Source organism: Apibacter sp. ESL0432, from assembly GCF_019469225.1.
Lineage (GTDB): Bacteria > Bacteroidota > Bacteroidia > Flavobacteriales > Weeksellaceae > Apibacter.
On record NZ_CP048266.1, the window covers coordinates 2,181,898 to 2,204,761 of the forward strand.

Annotated in this window: 22 protein-coding genes; 10 read left to right on the top strand and 12 right to left on the bottom strand. The window is 30.4% G+C overall.

The genetic code is table 11. The features are described 5' to 3' along the window. Positions 1–17 precede the first annotated feature (17 nt). The 7 genes from GYM73_RS09410 (at position 18) to rnr (ending at position 9,861) form a co-directional block, all read left to right on the top strand. The gene (locus GYM73_RS09410) at positions 18–2,153 is read left to right on the top strand and encodes a S9 family peptidase (protein ID WP_220233672.1); all 2,136 of its coding nucleotides are present in this window, start codon (positions 18–20) and stop codon (positions 2,151–2,153) included. A 568-nt stretch (positions 2,154–2,721) separates the two neighbouring features. Beyond that, entirely contained in the window at positions 2,722–4,389 is a 1,668-nt protein-coding gene (locus tag GYM73_RS09415; RefSeq protein WP_160542902.1) for a hypothetical protein, read from the top strand. A 14-nt stretch (positions 4,390–4,403) separates the two neighbouring features. Then, positions 4,404–5,414, top strand: a complete 1,011-nt coding sequence (locus tag GYM73_RS09420) for a hypothetical protein (protein ID WP_160542903.1) — start codon at positions 4,404–4,406, stop codon at positions 5,412–5,414. Next, positions 5,395–6,366: a Gfo/Idh/MocA family protein gene (locus tag GYM73_RS09425; protein ID WP_220233673.1), complete on the top strand. Its 972-nt coding sequence runs from the start codon at positions 5,395–5,397 to the stop codon at positions 6,364–6,366. Before GYM73_RS09420 ends, GYM73_RS09425 begins: the two co-directional genes overlap by 20 nt. Before the next feature lie 180 nt (positions 6,367–6,546). Further along, entirely contained in the window at positions 6,547–6,885 is a 339-nt protein-coding gene (locus GYM73_RS09430; RefSeq protein ID WP_220233674.1) for a CidA/LrgA family protein, read from the top strand. Further along, positions 6,882–7,595, top strand: a complete 714-nt coding sequence (locus tag GYM73_RS09435) for an LrgB family protein (protein WP_160542906.1) — start codon at positions 6,882–6,884, stop codon at positions 7,593–7,595. The genes GYM73_RS09430 and GYM73_RS09435 overlap by 4 nt, the downstream gene beginning before the upstream one ends. 112 nt (positions 7,596–7,707) lie before the next feature. After that, positions 7,708–9,861: a ribonuclease R gene (gene rnr / locus GYM73_RS09440; protein WP_220233675.1), complete on the top strand. Its 2,154-nt coding sequence runs from the start codon at positions 7,708–7,710 to the stop codon at positions 9,859–9,861. Between the two features lie 52 nt (positions 9,862–9,913). Here rnr and GYM73_RS10025 read toward each other — a convergent pair whose 3' ends face one another. The 11 genes from GYM73_RS10025 to GYM73_RS09495 all read right to left on the bottom strand — a co-directional run bounded on the left by GYM73_RS10025 (position 9,914) and on the right by GYM73_RS09495 (position 20,430). Then, positions 9,914–10,969 carry a bifunctional transcriptional activator/DNA repair enzyme AdaA gene (locus GYM73_RS10025; RefSeq protein ID WP_220233676.1) on the bottom strand — a complete coding sequence of 352 codons (1,056 nt, stop codon included), beginning with the start codon at positions 10,967–10,969 and terminating at the stop codon, positions 9,914–9,916. Positions 10,970–11,185: 216 nt separating this feature from the next. Beyond that, positions 11,186–11,959, bottom strand: coding sequence for a tryptophan synthase subunit alpha (gene trpA, locus GYM73_RS09450; protein WP_220233677.1), 774 nt, complete (start codon positions 11,957–11,959; stop codon positions 11,186–11,188). Further along, positions 11,952–12,581: a phosphoribosylanthranilate isomerase gene (locus GYM73_RS09455; RefSeq protein ID WP_220233678.1), complete on the bottom strand. Its 630-nt coding sequence runs from the start codon at positions 12,579–12,581 to the stop codon at positions 11,952–11,954. The genes trpA and GYM73_RS09455 overlap by 8 nt, the downstream gene beginning before the upstream one ends. A 16-nt stretch (positions 12,582–12,597) precedes the next feature. Then, complete coding sequence (trpC, locus tag GYM73_RS09460) at positions 12,598–13,422, bottom strand: indole-3-glycerol phosphate synthase TrpC (RefSeq protein WP_255570970.1); 825 nt, start codon at positions 13,420–13,422, stop codon at positions 12,598–12,600. Continuing rightward, on the bottom strand, positions 13,391–13,822 hold the full coding sequence (locus tag GYM73_RS09465) for a hypothetical protein (protein ID WP_220233679.1): 432 nt from the start codon (positions 13,820–13,822) through the stop codon (positions 13,391–13,393). The genes trpC and GYM73_RS09465 overlap by 32 nt, the downstream gene beginning before the upstream one ends. A gap of 20 nt (positions 13,823–13,842) precedes the next feature. Beyond that, a complete protein-coding gene (gene trpD, locus GYM73_RS09470; RefSeq protein WP_220233680.1) occupies positions 13,843–14,841 on the bottom strand; it encodes an anthranilate phosphoribosyltransferase in 999 nt (332 codons plus the stop codon). 6 nt (positions 14,842–14,847) lie between these two features. Next, positions 14,848–15,414, bottom strand: a complete 567-nt coding sequence (locus GYM73_RS09475; protein ID WP_220233681.1) for an aminodeoxychorismate/anthranilate synthase component II — start codon at positions 15,412–15,414, stop codon at positions 14,848–14,850. Positions 15,415–15,421: 7 nt separating this feature from the next. After that, complete coding sequence (locus tag GYM73_RS09480) at positions 15,422–15,973, bottom strand: cysteine hydrolase family protein (protein ID WP_220233682.1); 552 nt, start codon at positions 15,971–15,973, stop codon at positions 15,422–15,424. A gap of 6 nt (positions 15,974–15,979) precedes the next feature. Next, positions 15,980–17,371, bottom strand: a complete 1,392-nt coding sequence (locus GYM73_RS09485) for an anthranilate synthase component I family protein (protein WP_220233683.1) — start codon at positions 17,369–17,371, stop codon at positions 15,980–15,982. Positions 17,372–17,374: 3 nt separating this feature from the next. Then, a complete protein-coding gene (gene trpB, locus GYM73_RS09490) occupies positions 17,375–18,571 on the bottom strand; it encodes a tryptophan synthase subunit beta (protein ID WP_220233684.1) in 1,197 nt (398 codons plus the stop codon). Positions 18,572–19,113: 542 nt separating this feature from the next. Further along, positions 19,114–20,430: an OmpA family protein gene (locus GYM73_RS09495; RefSeq protein WP_220233685.1), complete on the bottom strand. Its 1,317-nt coding sequence runs from the start codon at positions 20,428–20,430 to the stop codon at positions 19,114–19,116. Positions 20,431–20,638: 208 nt separating this feature from the next. Between GYM73_RS09495 and GYM73_RS09500 the strand changes: the two genes are divergently transcribed. Beyond that, positions 20,639–21,058, top strand: coding sequence for a dCMP deaminase family protein (locus GYM73_RS09500; protein ID WP_105296502.1), 420 nt, complete (start codon positions 20,639–20,641; stop codon positions 21,056–21,058). Here the strand turns inward: GYM73_RS09500 and hisE are convergent. After that, the gene (hisE, locus tag GYM73_RS09505) at positions 21,055–21,624 is read right to left on the bottom strand and encodes a phosphoribosyl-ATP diphosphatase (RefSeq protein ID WP_220233686.1); all 570 of its coding nucleotides are present in this window, start codon (positions 21,622–21,624) and stop codon (positions 21,055–21,057) included. The genes GYM73_RS09500 and hisE overlap by 4 nt on opposite strands. A 134-nt stretch (positions 21,625–21,758) precedes the next feature. Between hisE and GYM73_RS09510 the strand changes: the two genes are divergently transcribed. After that, on the top strand, positions 21,759–22,454 hold the full coding sequence (locus GYM73_RS09510) for a MotA/TolQ/ExbB proton channel family protein (protein WP_160542919.1): 696 nt from the start codon (positions 21,759–21,761) through the stop codon (positions 22,452–22,454). A gap of 3 nt (positions 22,455–22,457) precedes the next feature. After that, on the top strand, positions 22,458–22,862 hold the full coding sequence (locus tag GYM73_RS09515) for a biopolymer transporter ExbD (protein WP_160566225.1): 405 nt from the start codon (positions 22,458–22,460) through the stop codon (positions 22,860–22,862). Positions 22,863–22,864: the final 2 nt, after the last annotated feature.

Sequence of the window (22,864 nt, forward strand, 5' to 3'; positions counted from 1 at the left end):
TTTTAAAAATGATCTTTATGAGATTTGATAAAAGTATATTATTATCTATAATATTATGCATATTCGTAGTAAATATTAATGCTCAAAAAATAACATTAGAAGAAATATGGAGCGGTAAATTTTATCCAAAAACCATTTCAGGAATAAAATCTTTAAAAAATGGTAAAGAATATACTATTCTAACTAAAAATGGTATTGAAAAATATTCCTATGAAACCTTTGATAAAATAAATACGATCATTTCGGGTACTTATTCCGATTATTTATTTAATAACGATGAAAATTATTTGCTTTTAGAAAATGAATCGTTTCCAATATATCGACGCTCAAAATCGGGAATTTATACTTTATATAACATAAAAAACCAAACATTTTTAGAGGTTTTCAATAAAAAGCCCATACAAGAACCTATTTTTTCTCCTGATGGTACTAAAATAGCATTTATTTATGAAAATAATATCTATTATCAAGAATTTCCCTCATTACAAATAACGCAAGTTACGCACGATGGAAAAAAGAATAAAATCATAAATGGAATTTCAGATTGGGTTTATGAAGAAGAGTTTGCTCATGTCAGAAATTTTGAATGGTCGCCCGACGGAAAGAATATTGCCTTTATACATTTTGATGAATCTCATGTTAAAGAAGTTGATATTCCATTGTATGAAAACTTTTTGTATCCCGATCATTTCATTTATAAATATCCAAAAGCTGGAGAAGACAATTCTATTGTTAGCTTAAAGTTATATAATTTAGATAAAAAAGAAATTAATACGGTTTCTTTATCTAATTACGAAAATTATTATATTATAAATAGTAAATTCTCACCCAATGGAGATTTATTCGCGATAACTTCCAATCGTTTTCAAAATAAAATTACTGTTTTAAAAATAAACCCGGCAAATCTTAACACTCAATTATTAGTAACGGAAACATCCACTACTTGGATTGATACTGACAAATTTTATATAGGTTTATTAGCCGATGGAAGTTTTGTTTTAAACTCCGAAAAAAACGGCTACAATCACTTATATCTTTATAATGCTAAAGGACAATTAATAAAACCTATTACTAAAGGGAATTGGGACGTAATTCGAATTTATGGAATAGATAATAAAAATTCCCTCTTATACTTTCAATCCAATGAAAAAGGATCTAACAATAGGATAGTTGCCTCCGTTAACATCAAAACCGGTAAACAGAAAATTTTAACAGATGAAATAGGAACCCATAATGCTTCATTTAGTACTGATTTTTCTTATTTCATCGATCAATTTAGTACAGCAAATACACCTCCTGTATTTACATTGAGGAACAATAACGGATCTATATTAAAAACTCTGGAAGATAATTCGTCCTTAGTATCTTATGCCAATAAGAAAGAAATTCAAAAATTAGAATTTATTGAAATTCCAACTAAAAATGGTATCAAGTTAAAATCCTACATGATTAAACCTATAAATTTCAATCCTGATAAAAAATATCCTGTTTTAATGTATGTATACGGAGGCCCCGGATCTCAAACGGTAACCAATTCTTGGGATTCATTCAATTATTGGTGGCACCAAATGCTTGCGCAAGAAGGATATATAATTGTTTCCGTTGATGGAAGAGGAACCGGAGGAAGAGGGGAAAACTTTAAAAAATCAACATATAAACAGCTAGGAAAACTTGAACTTGAAGATCAAATTGCTGCTGCAAAGTGGTTGCAAACCCAATCCTTTATCGATTCTAACAGAATTGGAATATGGGGCTGGAGCTTTGGTGGTTATTTAACTTCTCTATGTATGACAAAGTCTAATGGATTATTTAAAATGGGAATAGCTGTTGCGCCGGTAACCAATTGGAGATTCTATGATACTATTTATACCGAACGATTTTTACAAACTCCTCAAGAAAATCCAACAGGATATGACGAAAATTCACCTATAAACTTTGCAAAAGATTTACAAGGTAAATTTTTAATTATTCATGGAACGGCAGATGACAATGTACATTTTCAAAATTCTGCAGCTATGATCAATGCTCTTATTGAAAATGGAAAACCATTTGATACAGCTATTTATCCTGATAAAGATCATGGAATTTATGGCGGAAATACTCGATATCATTTATATCATAAAATGACTGATTACATTAAATCAAATCTGTAAGAATTCTTTAAATATTAACATTTTCTGTAGATATATATATATTTTTAGTGTTTCTTTGAATTGTATCAAATAAAATTCTTAGCAGCTAATAAAATATTTTTATTTCATTTAAAAAGATTTTTTTTATATTCTTATTTAGTTATTTTAAAATTTAATTACAAAAAAATCAATCATAATACTGTATCGTTGGCTTTTTATAATGGGATGATTTAATATTAAATTTAAACAAAAATATACAAAAAGAACACCTAGGATAAACTTTGGCTTAATTTTTGTTAACACTCTATATAATTTATATTTTATACTTCTAAATAATTTTTCTTTTATACTAATTATATATTGTTTTTGTTAAATTTTTAAATCAAAAAAAAGTAATATGATTCAATTTTATTTTCTACCACATTAATTATTTTTATATAATTATAACAATAAACACATCTTAATTAAAAACTTTATTCTAATTTATATTCTAATTAAGACAAGCCCATTTCCTTAAAAGGATATGTACAACTATAATTTCATATTCTAAATAAAAGAATGTATTATCTTTATTTAAAAAATTATCCATATGACAATATATAAAGCCAGAGAATCGACAGACGTAATTGAAAGATTGTATATAACCATGCGTCACCTTTTTAACCGAGGCGGCTTCAAACCAACGGGTACTTCAGGACTTGAATTAAGAAACTATTTGTTAAAACTAAATCCGGAAATATATGGATCAATAGCAGATCCGGATAAAGTGGAACTTAATGGGCTCAACTATGTATTAGACAGGCTCCCACAAGGGATTGAAGAATGTTCATTTATATTTTTAACCTCCAATGAAGGGTTAGACAAATCATCATTTACCCCTATTTATCCTAAAAAAAGAAGGAGAACTTGTTATCGGGTGGATGAGCACCAAATGAACATTGAAGTATTATTAGGAAGATCTGAAATTTATGATATATTAACCCACCTTACGTTTTTATATAATGAAGCAGACAAAATCAGAAAAAGAACTCATGATTTTAACGGAAAAGTGGGAAGAATTTGGATATCTGTTGAAAATGCAGCCTTAAGCTCTGAACCTTTAAAAAGAAAAGAAAGAGAGGTAATTTTAGCCCATATAGCTACCATGCTGGGCAGAAGCTTTGATGAAGTAATTACCGCTTATAAAAACTTTCAAGAAGCAAATGATCCTGACCGTTTTATAAAGATTATTTACAATTTAGGAAGAGTAAGCAAAGAAGACGAATTAGGAATTCGAAGAAGAGAAATATTTTTCAGCTCCATTTTGAAGGAAAGAGTGGGTCATCATTTATTTGGTGAAAAATGGGCGGAAAATGTTAAAAAAACATTAATTAAAAATAAGTTAATAAATAAAAAAATTCACATTATAAGCTCCAATATGCATAGTGTGAAAAATATGTTGTATGCTTTTGATTCTTTAAATAAGACTTTTCATGCTGATGAAGAATTAAAAATGTATGAAGATTTAAGTAAAAATTTAGATTTAGTTGATTCTGTAAAAAGTTATGCTCAAAAAAATGGCATGATATACAGTAAAGATACCAGCGGATCAAATATTGACGTTCAAATCTTCGATCTATCTAAGATTAATTTTAAAAACACCCCTTTTAAAAATATTAAAAATATAAACAAAGAAGACATTTTAATTGTTTTTGATTATGCATTCGGAGAACAAGCTTTTGAGATAATGGACGAATTATTAAGGCCAATAAATAATGCGAAAGAAAAATTAAAGCTAAATGTTGACTCAATATCTATCTTAGGTAAAGCCGGAATTTTAGTTGGAAATAAAGGCGATATTATGATTCCAACTGCCCATATATTTGAAGGGACAGCAGATAACTACCCTTTTCATAACCAACTTTCCTTAAAAGATTTTGAGGGATATAATATTAACGCTTATAAAGGAGCCATGATTACCGTATTAGGTACTTCCTTACAAAATAAAAATGTTTTGACTTATTTTATGCAAACATCTTGGAAAGCCATCGGTTTAGAAATGGAGGGAGCACATTATCAAAAAGCTATTCAAGTGGCATCTAAAATACGTCATCATATAGGTGAAAACGTAAAATTAAGATATGCTTATTATGCCTCAGATAACCCTTTAGAAACCGGAAGTACATTAGCCTCCGGAGGATTGGGTTTAACCGGTGTAAAACCTACGTATTTGATCACTCAAAAGATACTTGAGCAAATATTAAATATTAAAAATTAATTTATCTAAAATAAATGACTAAACAAAACCAAAACCACGAAGTAAATATTATAGATTTTTTTAATTATCTTATAAACATTGTTAAAAAAATTGGAACTAAAATTATTAACATTTTCGAAAAAATTTTTAAAACTATCTTATGGTTTATTATTTTATTAAAAAAATACTTTCTTTTTATTTTAATTGTCGTAATTATTTCCGGTGTGTTAGGTTACTTAAATAAGGGCATTATACCCATTTATTATAATTATGATATGATTGTTGAACCTAATTTTAATAGTTCTAAAACACTATATCAACTCATTGACTCATACAATAAATTAGCTGCAAATAAAGAAAGCAAACTTAAAGGTTTAAAAAATATATCAATACAACCTATTAAATCACTAACTGAAGAGCTTAATATATTTTATACTACCATAAAAAATAATGATAATATTGTAAAAAATGATTCTATTTTTTCGAAAAACTTTGAATTAATTAATAAGTTTAGACAATATCTTGTAGACACTGATTATCTTAAACACTCTATACATATAACATCAACAAATAAACTTTCTTCTGAAGAAATTAAAAACGAAATTTTAAGTCCGTTTGAAAATGATCCGTTTTTTTCCCGTTTTAAAGAAGCTTATTTAAATTCAATAGATACTAAATCTAAAATATATAAAAATGAATTAAAGATAATTGATACCCTCTTACTATCTATAGCTAAAGGGGATAAATCCAAAATTTCCGCATCTTCTCTATCTATTAATAAAGATTCTAAAACGAATGTTGAACAGGATTTACTTAATAAAGCATTAAAGATAACACAATTATTAGCTGATACTGAAGTAGAAAAAGTTCAAAAATCTCAAGTAATAACACTAATTTCAGAACCTCAATTAGTTGATAACAATTCTTTAATTACAAATAGAAGTACGTATTCTTTTATTTTATATGGTTTTTTATTTTCAATATTTATAATTTTGCTTATCCAATTTGTAAAATATTTAAATAAATTTGAAAAAAAACACTCTTAAAATAGCTATTATAGGATTCGGCCATATAGGAAAAATACACTATGAAAATATCACACAAAATGAAAATTTAAATGTAGTTGCTTTGATTGATACGGATAATTCCGTTTTGGAAAATAAAAATATCCCTATTTTTCAAAGTATATCAGAATGCCATTTTATTTTCCCTGATATTGATTTGTATATAGTTGCAACACCCAACGGTTACCATTATAAACAAACGAAAGAAATCCTGGAATTATCTAAAAATGTGTTGGTGGAAAAACCCATTACATTTCATAAATTCCAAATTGAAGAATTAATTACTATCGCAAAGAATAATAATGTTCGATTATTTACCTCTCTGCAACTACGTTTTTCACATATAATAAACCACGTCAAAAATTTAATTGACAATGATTATTTAGGTGAAATTTTTCTTATAAATATTGAATGTTTTTGGAACAGAAATGACCGCTATTATAAAAAAAATTCATGGCGTGGAACAAAGCAGTTAGATGGAGGAATACTGTTTACTCAATTCTCTCATTTCATAGACATAATACATTATTTATTGGGAAAAATTGAATTACTAAGCAATTTAACTGCCAATTATACGCTTCAAAACGTAATTGAATTCCCCGATAGTGGAATTTTACAATTTAAATCGGGAAAAACCCTGGGAAGCATGTGTTACACGATCTCTACCTATGATAAAAATTTTGAATCATCAATTACTATCATTGCAGAAAAAGGAACAATAAAAATTGGTGGCCAATATTTGGATCAACTAGTACATTATAATGTAAAAGAGAGCTTTTTTGAAGGTATTGATTTGCCTAAAGAACCGCTTCATAAATTGTTATATAAAGAAATAGTACATTCGTTAAAAAATTCAACCTCATCTTGTTTAGATGCTGAAAATTCGATTGAAACTATTGATTTTATTGATAAAGCGTCTAGCTATTTAGCCTAAACAAATAGGCTTATTTATAAATTAGTGATGGAAGAATTATTTCCAATATATAAAATATTTAATTGTAATTTTATCAAAATACAAATCAAAATCTAAATTTTTACTTAAAAATTATTTTTTTCATTAAATATCTTAGGAAAAATAATATTTGATTTGTATTTAATATAGTAATTTTGCTATATGAAATTAATTTCACAATTAGGAATTATATTACTGTTGTATTTTATTGGTGAATTAATAGTTTTCATCCTGCAAATAAAGATACCGGGAAGCATAATAGGCATGCTGTTATTACTTGTATCTTTACAATTGAATATCATAAAAGTGGAAGATATAAAAGAAGTGGCTACTTTCTTTTTAAATAATATGCTGATTTTATTTATACCTTTAGGGGTTGGATTAGCTTCCCAATGGGACTTAATCTCTAAGGAATGGTTAGCAATTATAATATCCATTATACTTAGTACCTTTATCGTGTTATTAACTGTAAGTTTACTTATTAGAAAGAAAAAAGAATGAAGGAATTTTTAGATACTCCTCTTTTTCATATAACGTTAACCTTACTGGTTTTTTGGTTATGTAATCTGTTGTTTACTAAATTCAAATATAAAATACTTCATCCGGGTATAACCTCTATAATCTTATTGATTGTCTATTTAAAAGTGACACATACTTCGTATGAAGATTATAACAATAATACCTCTTTAATTTCTTTTTGGCTGGGACCATCCGTGGTAACTTTGGGTCTACCGCTTTATTTGTATATAAAACATTTAAAAGGCAGTTATATACGAGTTTTTATCGCTATGATAGCGGGAAGTCTTGCGGGAATTATTTCCGTGGTTGTTATAGCAAAAATTCTAGGTGCTTCAGACATTATAGCTTATTCTTTATCTCCAAAATCTGTAACAACGCCTATTGCAATGGAGGTATCTAAAGGTTTGGGAGGTATTCCGTCTCTTACTATTGCGATAGTTTTTATTACCGGATTTGTCGGTGCCCTTTTCGGATGGGGATTCCTAACTAAATTAGGAATTAAAGATCACAAAGCAATCGGAATAGCTGTGGGTTCTGCTTCTCATGCTATAGGTACGGCGGAAATTGTTAAAAATGGCGAAAAATTTGGCGCTTACGGAGCACTTGGAATGGCTTTAAATGGTGTATTAACTGCTATATTTGCTCCTATACTAACTCCGTATTTAATCCAACTATTAAATTCGATTGGATAAATATTCGTTGTGGTTAACTTTTTGTAACAATAAATAATTACTTATTACTATAAATTTATCTGATAAGTTTTTATGAAATAGGCGAATATTTAAATAAATTTTAAAATATATTATGACTAAGAAAAAGAGAATAATTTCTACTAAACATAAAGAGAAACTACGAAATTTAAAAAGAAATATACTTAACATCTTTATAAAAAACCCGAATAAACAATACAATTATAAACAAATATCCACAATACTGGATTACAAAAATCCCAGACAAAGGGAATTTGTAATACAAGGACTTTTAAGTTTGGTTTCTGAAAAACAACTAACAGAAATAAAAACCGGAAAATATCAAATCAATTCCATAAAAGAATCCGTTACCGGAAAAATTGATTTCAGTCAGAATGGTAATGCCTATTTAATTGTTGACGGTCTTGAAAAAGATATTTTTATACCGAAAGGAAAAACAGGAAAAGCTTTACAAAATGACATTGTAAAAGCTATAGTCCATCAATTTAAAAACAGAAAACCGGAAGGAGAAGTTATTGAAATCCTGGAACGTTACAAAACAAAATTTGTTGCAAAATTTGAATATTCTCCGAACAAAAACTTTGGATTTGCAGTAGTTAATAAACCTTCCGTTCACACTGATTTTTTTATACCAAAAGATAAATTCAACGGTGCAAAAAACGGTCAACTGGTAGTGGTTCAACTCCTCGATTGGCAAGATAAAGAAGACAGTCCTACGGGATCTATTGTTGAAGTATTAGGAGATCCCGGAGAAAATGAAACCGAAATTCATGCTATTTTAAGTGAATATGGGTTACCTTATACATTTCCTTATGAAGTTGAAAAAGAAGCGGAAAAACTTGATATACGCATATCAGAGGATGAAATATCTAAAAGAAGAGATATGCGTACTGTCACTACATTTACCATTGACCCTGTTGATGCTAAGGATTTTGATGATGCACTCTCTATCGAAAAGTTAGACAACGGCAACTGGGAAATTGGAATTCATATCGCAGATGTTTCCCATTATGTAAAACCGGGAACCCTATTAGATAAAGAAGCCTATTTAAGAGGAACTTCCGTGTATTTAGTCGATAGAGTCGTTCCAATGCTTCCTGAAGTCTTAAGCAATAATGTTTGTTCCTTACGTCCTAAAGAAGATAAATATACTTTTTCCGCCGTATTTGAATTGGATGAGAAAGCACAAGTAAAAAAACAGTGGTTTGGACGAACGGTTATCCATTCAGACAGAAGATTCACTTATGAAGAAGCTCAAGAGATTATCGAGGGAAAAAAGGGCGATTTTGAAGAAGAAATACACACCCTTAATAATTTAGCAAAGCTACTAAGAGAAGATCGAATGAACAAAGGAGCAATCTCTTTTGACAAAATAGAGGTAAAATTTAATTTAGATGAAAATAAAAATCCCGTAGGAGTTTATTTTAAAATTGGAAAAGACAGCAATCATTTAATTGAAGAATTTATGCTTCTGGCCAATAAAAAAGTTTCCGAATATGTTAGTACCATTAAAAAAGGAAATCCAACCGATCGAACTTTTATTTATAGAATTCATGACGACCCGGATCCGATAAAATTACTTTCTCTTAAACAATTTGTAAATACTTTGGGATATGATATAAATATAACCAATAAAAATAAAACCTATCAATCCATCAATAAATTACTTGCCGACGTAAAAGGGAAAGGCGAAGAAAATATGATTGAAACGCTAACCATCCGTACTATGTCAAAAGCAAAATATTCAACCGAAAATGTAGGTCACTATGGTTTAGCTTTCGAATATTACAGTCATTTTACCTCTCCCATACGCCGATATCCTGATGTAATTGCCCATCGTCTCTTACAAGATTTTCTAGATAAAAAACCGTCTGCAAACAAAGAAATCATCGAGAATATGGCAAAACATTGCAGCAATATGGAAAAATTAGCCGCCGATGCTGAAAGAGACAGTATTAAATACATGCAGGTTAAATTTATGGAAAAGCACTTAGGTGAATCTTTTGAGGGAGTAATCACCGGAGTAACCGAATATGGTATTTATGTAGAAATTAAAGAATTCGGAACCGAAGGAATGATTAAAACAAGAGATATACGGGATGATGATTATCGCTATGATGAAAAGACCTATTCTATTATAGGACAAAGAACCGGCAATAAATATCAGTTGGGTGACTCTGTATATATTAAAGTTATAAAAGCTAATCTTGAAAAGAAACAATTAGATTTTGAACTTATTGAGAATTGATAAAAATAAATTAGTAACCAATTATACTATATAGTCTGTTATATTGCTAATATCAAAACAATTTTAATTGTAACGAACCTTTTGCTTCTAACTCTAATAATTTTTTCTTTCTCCACAGTCCTCCTCCATAACCTGTTAAAGATCCATCCGAACCAATGACCCTATGACAAGGAACCAATATAGAAATCATATTCATACCGTTAGCATTTGCAACCGCTCGAACAGAAGAGGGCTTACCGATACGTTTTGCTTGAATGGCATAAGTTGAAGTCTTTCCGTAAGGTATTTTAAGAAGGACCTTCCATACCTCTTTTTGAAAATCAGAACCAACCCAGTCTAATGGAACTGTAAATTCTTTTAAAGTACCTTCAAAGTATGAGTCTAATTGTTGCTTTAATTGTTTAAATAAACTATTTTCACTTGGCACAATAGAAGTATTAAAACGCTTTGATATTAATTGTAGCTCTCTTTCTAACATTTTACGATCCGAAAATTCCAATAAACATATGCCTTTCTCTGAGGCACAAGCAATCATAGTACCTAAAGGGGTTGCCAAGCGGGTAAGATTAATTAATTGTTTTTCTTTACTCATTCTAGGTGTAATTCCTGTTATTTTTTTAAAAGTTTCATTAAATCCGCTCAACGATTCAAATCCTGAGTCATAGGCAATATGTGTAATATTATTACCTTCTTTACATTTTTTAAATGCCTCATTTATTCTATACATTCTTTGATACATATGAAAAGTAACTCCATGATTTTTAAGAAACCACCTTCTAACTTTTATTGGCTCAATTCCAAAATTCCTTAAATCAAAGTCTTTTAATTTAATATTGGGGTTGTCTTCCAAATGTTGTAATAATTTATGAATAAATTCCGGCGTTTCACCATTCCTTTCCATAGGATGACATATTTTACATGCTCTATATCCTTTACTTAAAGCTTCTTTAGTCGAAGAAAAAAATTCAACATTCTCAAATTTAGATTTTCGTGCTGAACAGGTAGGATGGCAAAATATACCGGTAGTTTTAACACCAACAATAAAAGTTCCTTCAAATGAACTATCCCTTTCTAATAAGGCTTTGTAAAATATTTTTTTTTGATCCATGGAAAAAGTATTTTTTAATCTACCCGCTTTCTCTGTAAATCCCTTTATTATAAGGATAAACAGAAATACACTTACTATTTAAAAAATTATTTTAAAATAATTTTTTTGTTAAAATTAGTTCAGGCGAAGATTGTACTGCAACCGAAAAATGAACATATATTTTTTCCATGAAAAGATAAAGGGTATTAACCAAACATTTAAAAACTAAAAAACCCATTAAGTTTTTAAAGTGTTTTTTAATTCTTGAACCGCTTTTTCTATTGTTTTATTATCTTTTAACAAGGTAATGAACTTACTACCAATAATAGCGCCGTTAGCATAAGATTGTGCGACTTCTAAAGTAGTTTTATTTGAAATACCAAACCCTATTAAACGAGGATTACGCAATTTCATTGAATTAATTTTTTGAAAATATTCTACTTTTTTATCATCAAAACTTTTTTGCGCTCCCGTTGTTGAGGCAGATGAAACCATATATATAAATCCATCCGTATTTTCATCAATCAAGCGAATTCTTTCTTCTGATGTTTCGGGAGTTATAAGCATTATAACTTTTATATCATAAGTTTCAAAAATCGATTTATATTTTGTAGTATAATCATTAAAAGGTAAATCAGGTATAATTGCTCCATCTACACCGACTTCTTTACATTTTTTACAAAAATTTTCAATTCCGTATTGCATAATAGGATTTAGATATCCCATTAATAGTAACGGCAATTCAACTTCTTTTCTCACTTCTTTAATTTGTTCGAAAAGCAATTTTAAATTCATTCCATTCTTCAAGGCCAACGTGCCGCTTTCCTGAATGGTCGGCCCATCTGCCATAGGGTCTGAAAAGGGTATACCCACTTCTATTAAATCTATGCCGTTTTTTTCAAGCTCTTTTATGATCTTACCAGTATCGGCAAGATTCGGATATCCGGCCGTAAAATAAATGGAAAGAATGCCTTTCTGTTTTTTATTAAATAATTGCTTTATTCTATTCATAGTTTATTTCTTCTATAAATTCTTTTATTAATTCAATATTTTTTCTTCCCGGTTCTAGTTCAAACTTACTGTTTAAGTCCAAACCATATAATTTCGGATGCTTTATTTCTTTAATTTTCCCTACATCTTCCATTGAAATACCTCCACTTAAAAAAAAAGGAAGTTCACCTGCATAAAAATCCATCAACGACCAATCGAACTTTTTCCCTGAACCTCCATATTGCGTGCTTTTAGTATCAAACAGAAAGAAGTCACAAACTGAGTTATATTCTTTTGTACTGTGCAAATCATTAGGGGATGATACATTAAAAGCCTTAATTATTTTTATATTAGGAAAACTTTTTATGAGATCTGAACAATATTTTGGATGTTCCGATCCATGAAGTTGGATAACATCCAACTTATATTTTTCAATCCTATGGAAAATCAATTCTATTTTTTCATTAACAAAGACCCCTACCCTCAAAATATCTTTAGTTTGTGAAAGAATGGTTTCGGGGAGTATCTTATCCATATAACGTAAGGATTTCGGGTAAAATATAAATCCCATATAATCTATAGGTACTAGAGAAAGATGCTCAATATTATCAGGATATTTCATCCCACAAACTTTAATTTTCATCTATTAATTGGTATGATTATGTAAGTTCTTCAATAAAATCTTGTAAAGCTTTACCGGGATTATTCGTTTTCATAAAATTTTCACCCATTAAAAATCCTTTATATCCGGCTAGCATTAAGTCTTTTACAGTTTGAGAAGAAGATATTCCACTTTCAGAAATTTTCAAAAACTCCGGGGGTATTTTATTAACCATATAAAATGAAACTTGTACATCCGTAACAAAGGTTTTTAAATTACGGTTATTAATTCCTACTACATCTACCCATTCATTAATATAATCTAATTCCTTTTCATGATGCAATTCCAACAACACATCCAATCCAAGATTTTTAGCTTGTTTTGCCAATTCTTTAGTTTTTTCAACAGTTAAAGCAGCGGCTATCAACAATATTGCACTTGCCCCGTAAGCCTTAGCTTCAAAAAGTTGATATTCATCAATCATAAAATCTTTACGAAGAAGGGGAGTTTGTGTAATGGCTTGTGCATTAACCAAATCCTGCAAATTACCTCCAAAAAAATCAGTATCGGTGAGAATGGATATAGCACTTGCTCCGTTTTCAGAATAACAAGGTATAATTTGTTCTATTTTTGCATCTTTAAAAATCCAATCCCTCGAGGGAGATCGACGTTTAAATTCTGCAATTATACCGGTTGAAGATCTTTGTAAGGATTCTTTAAACGATTGTCTTTTCTTTACATTTTGTATTTTATTTTCCAGATCTTTAATTGAAATTTTCCTTTTTGATTTTTCAATTTCAATCCTTTTACAATCAATAATTTTATCTAAAATGGTAGGCATTTTTTTTCTTTTATGGTTCAATGAATGAGTTACTATCCTCATCAACTACTTTTTTTTCTACAAATTCATCATCTAAATCAACAGAATCTTCATTTATTTGTCCTCTTCTAAACTGAACTTGTTGTTGATCAGGAAAATAATAAAAATAGGTATCAATTGTTTTACTAGTAAAATGAAGTTCATAATAATTACCTTTTTCCGTCCACCATTCCCCTTTATCTACAATTGCTCTTTCTTCAGTTCCTCCCAACAATTGAATTTTCAACAAAAGAAAAGTTCCGTCAATATTCCGTTGCTTAATCCAATAGTTACGTATTCCTCCTTCTCGAGTTCCTTTTTCTGTACCTTGCCAAAATCCAATTAAGTTTTGATCTCTTTCTTTTATTTGAGAATAGGATACCAGATTCCACAAGATAAATGTTATAAGTACTAATTTTTTCATCTTTTTTATTTTTATTAAACCTAATTATTCAGGCTTAAAAATTTTTGAAAGGTTTGTTTCGCTTTTCCGCTTTCCAACGATTCTCTCGCTTGATTTATGCATTCTTCAATAGTTAATTTGGGATTTATATTGTGTATGGCAAATGCCGAATTAGCTATCACAGCATTTTTTTGGGCTTTGGTTGCTTGATTATTTAATACATTATCAAAAATTTTTGAAGCTTCTTCAGGTGTTTTTCCTCCGTCCAACTCCGGTTGCGTACATCTTACCAAACCGATATCTTCGGGAGAATAGATATGTTCCCCTAAATGGGTAACTACTTTAAAATTATCGGTTAAGGATATTTCATCATACCCGTCTAAACTATGTACGACCGTATAATTACAATCGGTATTTTGATAAATATAATAATATAAACGAGACATTTTAAGGTTAAAGACTCCTAATACATTTCTTTTAGGCTTTATTGGATTTACTACAGGTCCCAGCATATTAAAGAATGTACGAACTCCTAATGCTTTTCTTATGGGTATTACCACCTTCATGGCATCATTGAATAAAGGAGCATGTAAAAAGGCCAGGTTGGATTGATCTAATGATCGTTCAAGTTTACCGATATCGGCAGTAAATTTAACTCCGTGTTGTTCCATCACATTGGAAGCTCCGCTAACAGAAGTTGCGCCATAATTTCCATGCTTTGCAACTTTATATCCGGCACCGGCTACCACAAAACAAGAAAGAGTAGAAATATTAAACGTATTTTTATTATCCCCTCCCGTACCTACGATATCTATAGGATCATATGCGGCTAATGATGAAACATCCGTACATAAATCCATAAGGGCATCCCTAAAACCGAAAAATTCATCGATGCTAATATTTCTCATAAGAAAAACGCTTATAAAAGCGGCAATCTGAGATTCATTATATTCTTTCGCGGCCATTTTAGTCAATACTTCTTTCGCTTCTTCTCGGTTTAAATATTGATGCTCAAAGAGTCTGTTTAATAGTTGTTTCATATCAACTTAATTTTCTAAAAAATTTTTTATAATGTTTTTGCCCTTCGGGGTAAGTATGGATTCAGGATGAAACTGAACTCCGTGGACATCATAATGCTTATGTTTTATAGCCATAATTTGATTATCATGATCGACAGCCGTAATTTGAAGTTCATCCGGAAAATTTTGGTTATCTACAATCCACGAATGGTATCTCCCAACTTCCATTTCTTCAGAAATACCTTTGAATATATAGTCTTCATCTATTATTCTTATTTTCGTTGCAACTCCATGATACACATCTTCCAAATTGGTCAATTTAGCACCAAAAGCTTCTCCTATAGCTTGTTCTCCTAAGCACACCCCCAGAATCGAATGAGTTGAAGCATATCGTTTGATTAATGAGAGCAATATTCCTGATTCGGAAGGTATTCCCGGGCCCGGTGATAATATTATTTTATCATAGTCTGCTACTTCTGATACCGTGATTTGATCGTTCCTAAATACATTTACTTCGGTATAATTCAATTCTTTGATTAAGTGAACCAAATTATAGGTAAATGAATCATAATTATCTAAAACCAATAGTTTCATTGTATATTTACTTAGAACATGAATTTAAGAATTGGTTAGCCGTTTGTACATCGGCATAGTAATAACTTAAGGCTGCTAAAAATGAATTTTGAACTTCTTTAGCTTGTATTTTTTCTCCCTTAATTTCAAGATCTCGTGTTGCACAAGCATCGCCTATTAAAGTACAAGAATAGCCTAAGTCTTTTGCTGCTCTAGTAGTTGCATCCACACACATATGGGTCATCATTCCGCAAATTACAAGTTCATCAACTTTAAGTTTCTTTAAAGTATCTTGAAGATCTGTATTTATAAAGCTATTTGGAAAATTCTTGATGATGACTTTTTCTTCGTCTTTCGGCTTAACATGGGAATGTATTTCTACTCCTTGAGTATGAGGAAGGAAAAAAGTAGCATCCGACCTTGACGATACATGTTGTATATGGACTACCGGCCATTGTTCTTTTCTGAACTTTACTAATATGTTTTTTGCTTGTTCACAAGCTTGTATAGAATTATTTAGAGGATTTTTTCCTCCTTCAAAATAGTCATTTTGAATATCGATAATAAGTAAAGCTTTCATATATAATTAATTTTTTAAAATTTCTGCCAGATCAATTGCTTTTTTAAGCGCTCCTAACTTGTTATTTACTTCTTTTAACTCTTCTTCGGGATTTGACTTGGATACAACGCCCGCCCCTGCTTGATAATACAATACATTATTTTTGCTTAAAAATGACCGGATGGTAATTGCTTGATTTAAATTTCCGTCTAAACCAATATAACCGATACATCCTCCATATATTCCCCGCATATGTTTTTCTATATCGTGCAGCAATTGCATGGCTCTAACTTTGGGTGCTCCGGATAAGGTTCCTGCAGGAAATGTATCTGCAAATACAGAAATACTGTTTTTATTTTCATCCACAATTCCACTCACACGGGAAACTAAATGTATCACATGTGAAAAATACTGTACTCGTTTAAAAAACTCTAATTGGACCTCATGGCAATTTCGGCTCAGATCATTTCTTGCTAAATCTACCAACATAACATGTTCTGCATTTTCTTTTTCATCTTGTAAGAGTTTTTCTGAAAGTTTTCTGTCTTTTTCATCATCTCCGGTTCTTTTATATGTTCCGGCTATAGGATCAATATAAGCTCGTCCTTTATTTATTTTACAATGCGTTTCGGGGGATGATCCGAATATTCGAAAAGAACCAAAATCGAAATAAAAAAGATAGGGAGACGGATTAATGGATCGTAACGCTCGATATACTTTAAAATCATCGCCGGTAAATGCTTGTGAATAACACCGTGAAGGAACAATCTGAAAGACATCTCCTCTTTTACAATGTGCAATCCCTTTTTTTACAGACTCTATATATTCTTCATCGGAAATAAAACTTTTTTCATCTCCTTTGATCTTAAAATTATAGGAAGCAAAATTATTATTTTGCAATAAGGCTTCTAGTTGATGAATATCTGATTTTTCCCCTTCGGGAATATTTTCAACTATGGTTAATTCATTCTTTAAATGATTAATAACTAATATAAATCGGTAAAAAATGTAAAATAATTCAGGAATATCCGCATTTTCATATTTTTTATTTTTAGGATCAACCGATTCAAAATATTGAATACTATCATAGGAAGTATATCCAAAAAAACCATTAATTTTAGCAGGATTCTCTCCTTGTAATTGAAAGCTTTTAATAAAATCATCCAATTCGTTAACTAAAGGTTGTTCTAAATTTTTGATTTTTGTTTGCCCGTTTATTTCCGTTGTAATTTCATAGTCTTTAACTTTAAATTTAGCTAAAGGATCCATCGCAATAAAAGACGAGCTGTCTTCTCCACCATGAAAATCAGAACTTTCGAGTAAGGCAGATTCAGGAAAAGCATCCCTTATTTTTAAATATATTCCCACCGGAGTTTGTAAGTCTGCTAATAATTTCTTAGTTTTTACCTGTATTTTCATATTTTATTCGTTTCGATTTTCCTGAACTTTTATGTATGTTTCCATATCTTTATCTCCTCTTCCCGATAGACAGATCACAATAATATCTTCCTTTTTAAATTTCTTTTTCTTCAATACTCCTAAGGCATGTGCCGACTCAATGGCGGGAATTATACCTTCTAATCTTGTTAATTCAAAGGCTGCATCTAGAGCTTCCTCATCTGTGATTGCCAGAACTTCCGAACGTTTGGTTTTAGACAAATGGGCATGAAGGGGACCTACTCCCGGATAATCCAATCCGGCCGATATAGAATACGGTTCTTCTATTTGTCCATCTTCTGATTGCATGAGTAATGTTTTGCTTCCGTGAATGATTCCTAATCTTCCTAAATGGATCGTCGCAGCAGATTCTCCGGAGTTTAATCCTTTTCCGGCTGCTTCAGCTAAGACAATCTTTATCGAAGGTTCATTTAAAAAATGATAGATGGTTCCGGCAGCATTGCTTCCTCCTCCTACACATGCTATCAAATAGTCGGGGGTTTCTCTTTGTTCTTTTTCTAACAGTTGTTTGCGAATTTCTTCACTGATGACTGATTGTAAACGAGCAACCATATCCGGATAAGGATGAGGTCCTACGGTTGAACCTATAATATAATACGTGTCTTTCGGATTTGAACACCAATCGCGAATTGCTTCATTAGTAGCATCTTTTAAGGTCATATTTCCACTCGTCACGGGTAGTACTTCTGCTCCTAACATTTGCATTTTTTCAACATTCAACTTTTGTCTTTCCACATCCACTTTTCCCATGTAAATTACGCATTTCATATTCATTAGTGCACAAACTGTAGCCGTGGCAACTCCATGTTGACCCGCTCCGGTTTCAGCTATGATTCGGGTCTTACCCATTCTTTGCGCCAATAATATTTGACCTATTGTATTGTTGATTTTGTGCGCTCCGGTATGATTTAAATCTTCTCTTTTTAAGTAGATTTTACATCCGTATTTGTGAGACAGTCTTTTTGCCAAATATAAAGGTGAAGGCCTTCCTACATAATCTCTTAGTAAATCGTGGTAATCTTTTTGAAATTTTGGGTCATTTAATATTTTTAAATAATTGTTTTTTAGAATTTCCACATTTTCATAAAGGATTTCAGGAATATAAGCTCCTCCAAATTCTCCATAGTAACCTTCTTGGTTTACACTATATGTATGCTTCATTTTTTTTTCATTTTATGTAATTAATCATTTCAAAAAACAAAAAAACCTACCGTGAACACGGTAGGTTTTTCTTATTCTTTTACTATTTTATTTAAAATAATACACCTTACTGCCCACGGCTATTGAAGCTGAGAGCACCACCACCAAGATATATTATTTAAAAATATTGCTTTCACTTTACTTAATTATTTTAACAAAAATACTAATTATCTTTTTATAATACAAAATATTTCAGCCGATTTTATGTTTTTCTTTAATTTATATTTAGATTATTATTTAATTATGAGCGTGATTTAATAGTGTACTTTACTTTATATATTTTGTTCTTGCTATGCATATAAATTGACTATTTAGCTATGTGCTGAGTTTACAAATACTAGATATTATTCTTAAATTAAAAGAAAAAACCCATTCATTTATATAAAATAAAGAATGGGTTACGAATAGAATTCTTAAGGTTTTACTCTTATTTATTAGATTCTTACATATTTATCCTATTGCTACAGTTATATAATAGTTTTTTTAAATTAATTGTCTAAATTTTATTTTTCAAAACGTAAAGAAATTCTTCTGTCTTTAGCTCTTTCTTCATCGGAAGCGTTTGCATCAACTGTTGCAAATTTGGAACCATACCCTTCAGCTCCGTCAACTCTATCTCCAAATCCATTTTTAATAAATATTTCCTTTACAGTATTTGCTCTTTCTTGAGACAATTTTAAATTATCTTGGTCATTTCCTTTTTTATCGGTATAAGCTCCAATTTTAACTTTTGCATCAGGAAATTCTTTAAGTATAATTCCAATATTTTTTGCTTGTGTTTCCGATTCAGGCGTTAATTTTGTTCCGCTTCCAAATTCAAAATTGATGGCATCAAAATCAAACCATTTATTTTTTAAATCGTCGTTAGTTGCATTTTTATATTCATCGGATTGCAAAAAATTGACCATTTTGTCTTCAATTCCTCCAGGAAAAGCATTGATAACTGTTCCGCTTGGCAACGTAATCGGAAGTAATTCTTTTATTTTATGATCTGTTGGATTAGTACTATTAGCTGAAACTGTGTCTCTATTATTTGCATTAGGCTCTACTTTTTGAATGGAATCATTTACCGGAGCTGTAGTACCTTTTCCTTTAGAACATCCATTTTTAGAAAATAACCAAATGATTAGAATACCCGCAAGTAAAAATATGATAAGCCATTTTAACCAACCGCCACCGGAATGTTTTTCCATTTTATCTTTATATTCATGATAGGTATCTTCTACTTTTTCTTTTACGTTTTCTGCAGTTTCTTTAGTTTGAGATGAAACTTTGTTTAGAAAAGAATCTCCTAATCCTGAAATTGAAGAAACCCCTAAAATACCGGCTAAACCAGAAGGTATTGATGATAAAAATCCATTTTTTTCTGAATTTATCTGTCCTAATAAGCCTTTGAAATTTCCTCCTGCTAATAATTTTTGCCCTAAAAATCCTGCTACTAATGGAGATATAACTCCCATTAGTTTGGTGGTACTTTCACTTTTTAAGCCGGATGAAGAAGATATCAGAGAAGAAAAGTTTCCTAATTTATCCCCAAAAAGATTATTTAAAAAGCCTGAACTTAATTTTTGTGTTTCAGCATCTGCTTGTCCGGAAAACAATCCTTTTACATTTGAAATAGAAGGAATATTTCCCGCTTGTTTCAATATATTTTCTAACTTATTATCATTACCTTTTTCTAGAACTGCACCGAATAAACTGGAAACGGCTGTTTTTATTGCTGATGTAACTTTTCCTGTATCTTCTCCCAATTCTGAAGATATATTAGAAACAGCTTCGGGTGTAATAATTTTCTTTAATGAATCTAATAGATTTTCCATAACAAAATTTTTCCGTGTTAAATGTATTATTATTTAATTATAACATATTTTATCTTTTGTTTATGACAATAATTATTCCAAATAATTTAAATTATTCATAAATACTTTTTTTATATATCTGTATTTCCCTTTTTAATAACTGTTAAAAAAATAAAAAAGTATCAATAAATTAGTTAAGCCTTTTAGTAAAAAAATGTATTTTTAGCTTATGAAAACGAAATATGATATTGCTTATTTACGCATGGCTCAAGAATGGGGTAAATTATCTTATTGTGAAAGAAAGAAGGTAGGAGCTTTAATTGTTAAAAACCGTATGATTATTTCTGACGGATATAATGGTACTCCTACAGGTTTTGAAAATATATGCGAGGACGAAACGGGAACTACCAAATGGTATGTTTTGCATGCTGAAGCTAATGCCATCCTTAAAGTGGCTGCATCTACACAATCCTGCATAGGAGCTACTCTTTATGTTACACTTTCTCCTTGTCGCGAATGCAGCAAATTGATTCATCAGGCAGGTATTAAGCGTTTGGTATATATCAATGAGTATTCTGATACGAGTGGCATTGATTTTTTAAGGGAGGCAGGAATCGAAATTGAACAGATTAAGGAGGAAGAACTTTAAATTTTTCTTCGTTGTAGCTTTAATTGCTTTAAAATATCGTCTAATAAAAATCCTCTTTCCTGCAGCAATATCAGATAATAATAAAAAACATCTGCGGCTTCATCTTTAAATAATTTATCGTTTTCCTTAGCTGCTTCAATTACCAACTCTACTGCTTCTTCTCCAAATTTTTGCGCAATTTTGGATTTGCCTTTCTTTAAAACAGTAGTAATATGTGTATTTTGCTTTTCTCCTTTAATGCTTTTTCCTATTTTTTTTTCTAAAATACTTAAATAGGAATAGGAATTTCTATTTTCTTCCAAGAAATCCGTTGTTGGTAAATATTTATCTGAATCTTTGTTGGTTTTAACTTTGATTAATATCACAGTCTTATCTTTGTTCCATAAAAATTCTTCTGCTGTGTATAAATCATCAAAAAAATCACCAACAAAATAAATTTTTTTTTCTGCCTGAGTTTTTTTTAGCAACGCAAAGGTGCATTGACCGGATGTTAAAACCTTACCTGTTTTATTATCCTGAATGACAGCTATAAATTCTTTTCCTTTACTAGTGTTAGTATCTCTCATTCATTTTAAGAATTAACAACGCGAAGATACCATTTTACTTCTAATCTTATATGATTATATTTAAGAAAAGACTAACAATAATTCCTACCTTTGCACAAATAATTTAAAAAACTTTTATACAAAAAAGGATTTATATGAATGATTCTTTAAAGACCGCAGAAAAAATACTTGCACAAAGTGGAGAAATTAATGAAAAACAATTTTCCCTTTTAGAAATGTTTACACATGGGGGGCCTATAGGTATATTTGTAATGATCTGCCTTTTCTTGCTTTTCATGCTTTCTCTTTATATTTTCTTTGAACGTTTTCTAACCTTAAAAAAGTTTTCCAATAAAAATTCTTCCATTCTTAATGATATTAAAGATCTTATTCATCAGGGTAATATCAACGCAGCCTTAGATTTATGCAAAAGAACTCATACCCCTGAAGGTAGAATGCTTTATAAAGGATTAATGAGAATTGGTAAACCTACTCGGGATATTAGTGATGCTATAGAGAACACAGCTCAGTTGGAAATCTTTGAATTGGAAAAAAATGTAGGTGTTTTAGGTACTATTTCAGGAGCCGCTCCCATGCTAGGTTTTTTGGGTACGGTAATCGGAATGATCATTGCTTTCTTTGCTACCAGCGCACAAGATCAAGCCAGCGCTCAAATGTTAGCCGGTGGTATTTATTCTGCTATGGCAAATACTGCTGCGGGATTAATTGTTGGTTTATTGGCGTATTTATTCTATAACATTTTGGTTATTCGTATTGATAGAAGTGTACATGCATTACAGCTTACCGCTATTGATTTTCTGGATATATTAAACAAACCTGTTACTCATTAATTTATGAAATTACGAAGTAGAAATAGAGTAACTCCGGAATTTAGCATGGCATCCATAACAGATGTAATATTTTTATTACTTACATTTTTTATGCTTACTGCATCTGCAAATCAGTCTGCTTTAAATATAAAATTGCCAACTGCCAAAGGTCAGGAAATGCCTGCTGAAAGAGTTTATATAGGGGTTTCAATGGATGGAAAATATTTTTTAAATAAAAAATTAATAGCTAAAAACGAAATCGAGCCCACCTTAAAAACGATATTTAACGCCAATCCATCTCCTACTTTTGTTATTGCAGCAGATGAAGAGGCTTTACACAAAGATGTTGTTTTTTTAATGGATATTGCCAATAGAAATAAATACAAAGTTTTAATTGCGACGAATCCGCATACTCAAGAGGAAAAATAAGC

Bases quoted from the DNA above. Each gene is read 5' to 3' on its own strand.
- GYM73_RS09430 (WP_220233674.1), top strand. From the start codon at position 6,547: ATGAAATTAATTTCACAATTAGGAATTATATTACTGTTGTATTTTATT.
- GYM73_RS09510 (WP_160542919.1), top strand. From the start codon at position 21,759: ATGAATGATTCTTTAAAGACCGCAGAAAAAATACTTGCACAAAGTGGA.
- GYM73_RS10025 (WP_220233676.1), bottom strand. From the start codon at position 10,969: ATGGATCAAAAAAAAATATTTTACAAAGCCTTATTAGAAAGGGATAGT.
- GYM73_RS09415 (WP_160542902.1), top strand. From the start codon at position 2,722: ATGACAATATATAAAGCCAGAGAATCGACAGACGTAATTGAAAGATTG.
- GYM73_RS09500 (WP_105296502.1), top strand. From the start codon at position 20,639: ATGAAAACGAAATATGATATTGCTTATTTACGCATGGCTCAAGAATGG.
- GYM73_RS09485 (WP_220233683.1), bottom strand. From the start codon at position 17,371: ATGAAAATACAGGTAAAAACTAAGAAATTATTAGCAGACTTACAAACT.
- trpB (WP_220233684.1), bottom strand. From the start codon at position 18,571: ATGAAGCATACATATAGTGTAAACCAAGAAGGTTACTATGGAGAATTT.
- GYM73_RS09465 (WP_220233679.1), bottom strand. From the start codon at position 13,822: ATGAAAAAATTAGTACTTATAACATTTATCTTGTGGAATCTGGTATCC.
- GYM73_RS09410 (WP_220233672.1), top strand. From the start codon at position 18: ATGAGATTTGATAAAAGTATATTATTATCTATAATATTATGCATATTC.
- trpC (WP_255570970.1), bottom strand. From the start codon at position 13,422: ATGAGGATAGTAACTCATTCATTGAACCATAAAAGAAAAAAAATGCCT.
- GYM73_RS09435 (WP_160542906.1), top strand. From the start codon at position 6,882: ATGAAGGAATTTTTAGATACTCCTCTTTTTCATATAACGTTAACCTTA.
- GYM73_RS09515 (WP_160566225.1), top strand. From the start codon at position 22,458: ATGAAATTACGAAGTAGAAATAGAGTAACTCCGGAATTTAGCATGGCA.
- rnr (WP_220233675.1), top strand. From the start codon at position 7,708: ATGACTAAGAAAAAGAGAATAATTTCTACTAAACATAAAGAGAAACTA.
- GYM73_RS09455 (WP_220233678.1), bottom strand. From the start codon at position 12,581: ATGAAAATTAAAGTTTGTGGGATGAAATATCCTGATAATATTGAGCAT.
- GYM73_RS09475 (WP_220233681.1), bottom strand. From the start codon at position 15,414: ATGAAACTATTGGTTTTAGATAATTATGATTCATTTACCTATAATTTG.
- GYM73_RS09480 (WP_220233682.1), bottom strand. From the start codon at position 15,973: ATGAAAGCTTTACTTATTATCGATATTCAAAATGACTATTTTGAAGGA.
- trpA (WP_220233677.1), bottom strand. From the start codon at position 11,959: ATGAATAGAATAAAGCAATTATTTAATAAAAAACAGAAAGGCATTCTT.
- GYM73_RS09420 (WP_160542903.1), top strand. From the start codon at position 4,404: ATGACTAAACAAAACCAAAACCACGAAGTAAATATTATAGATTTTTTT.
- hisE (WP_220233686.1), bottom strand. From the start codon at position 21,624: ATGAGAGATACTAACACTAGTAAAGGAAAAGAATTTATAGCTGTCATT.
- GYM73_RS09495 (WP_220233685.1), bottom strand. From the start codon at position 20,430: ATGGAAAATCTATTAGATTCATTAAAGAAAATTATTACACCCGAAGCT.
- trpD (WP_220233680.1), bottom strand. From the start codon at position 14,841: ATGAAACAACTATTAAACAGACTCTTTGAGCATCAATATTTAAACCGA.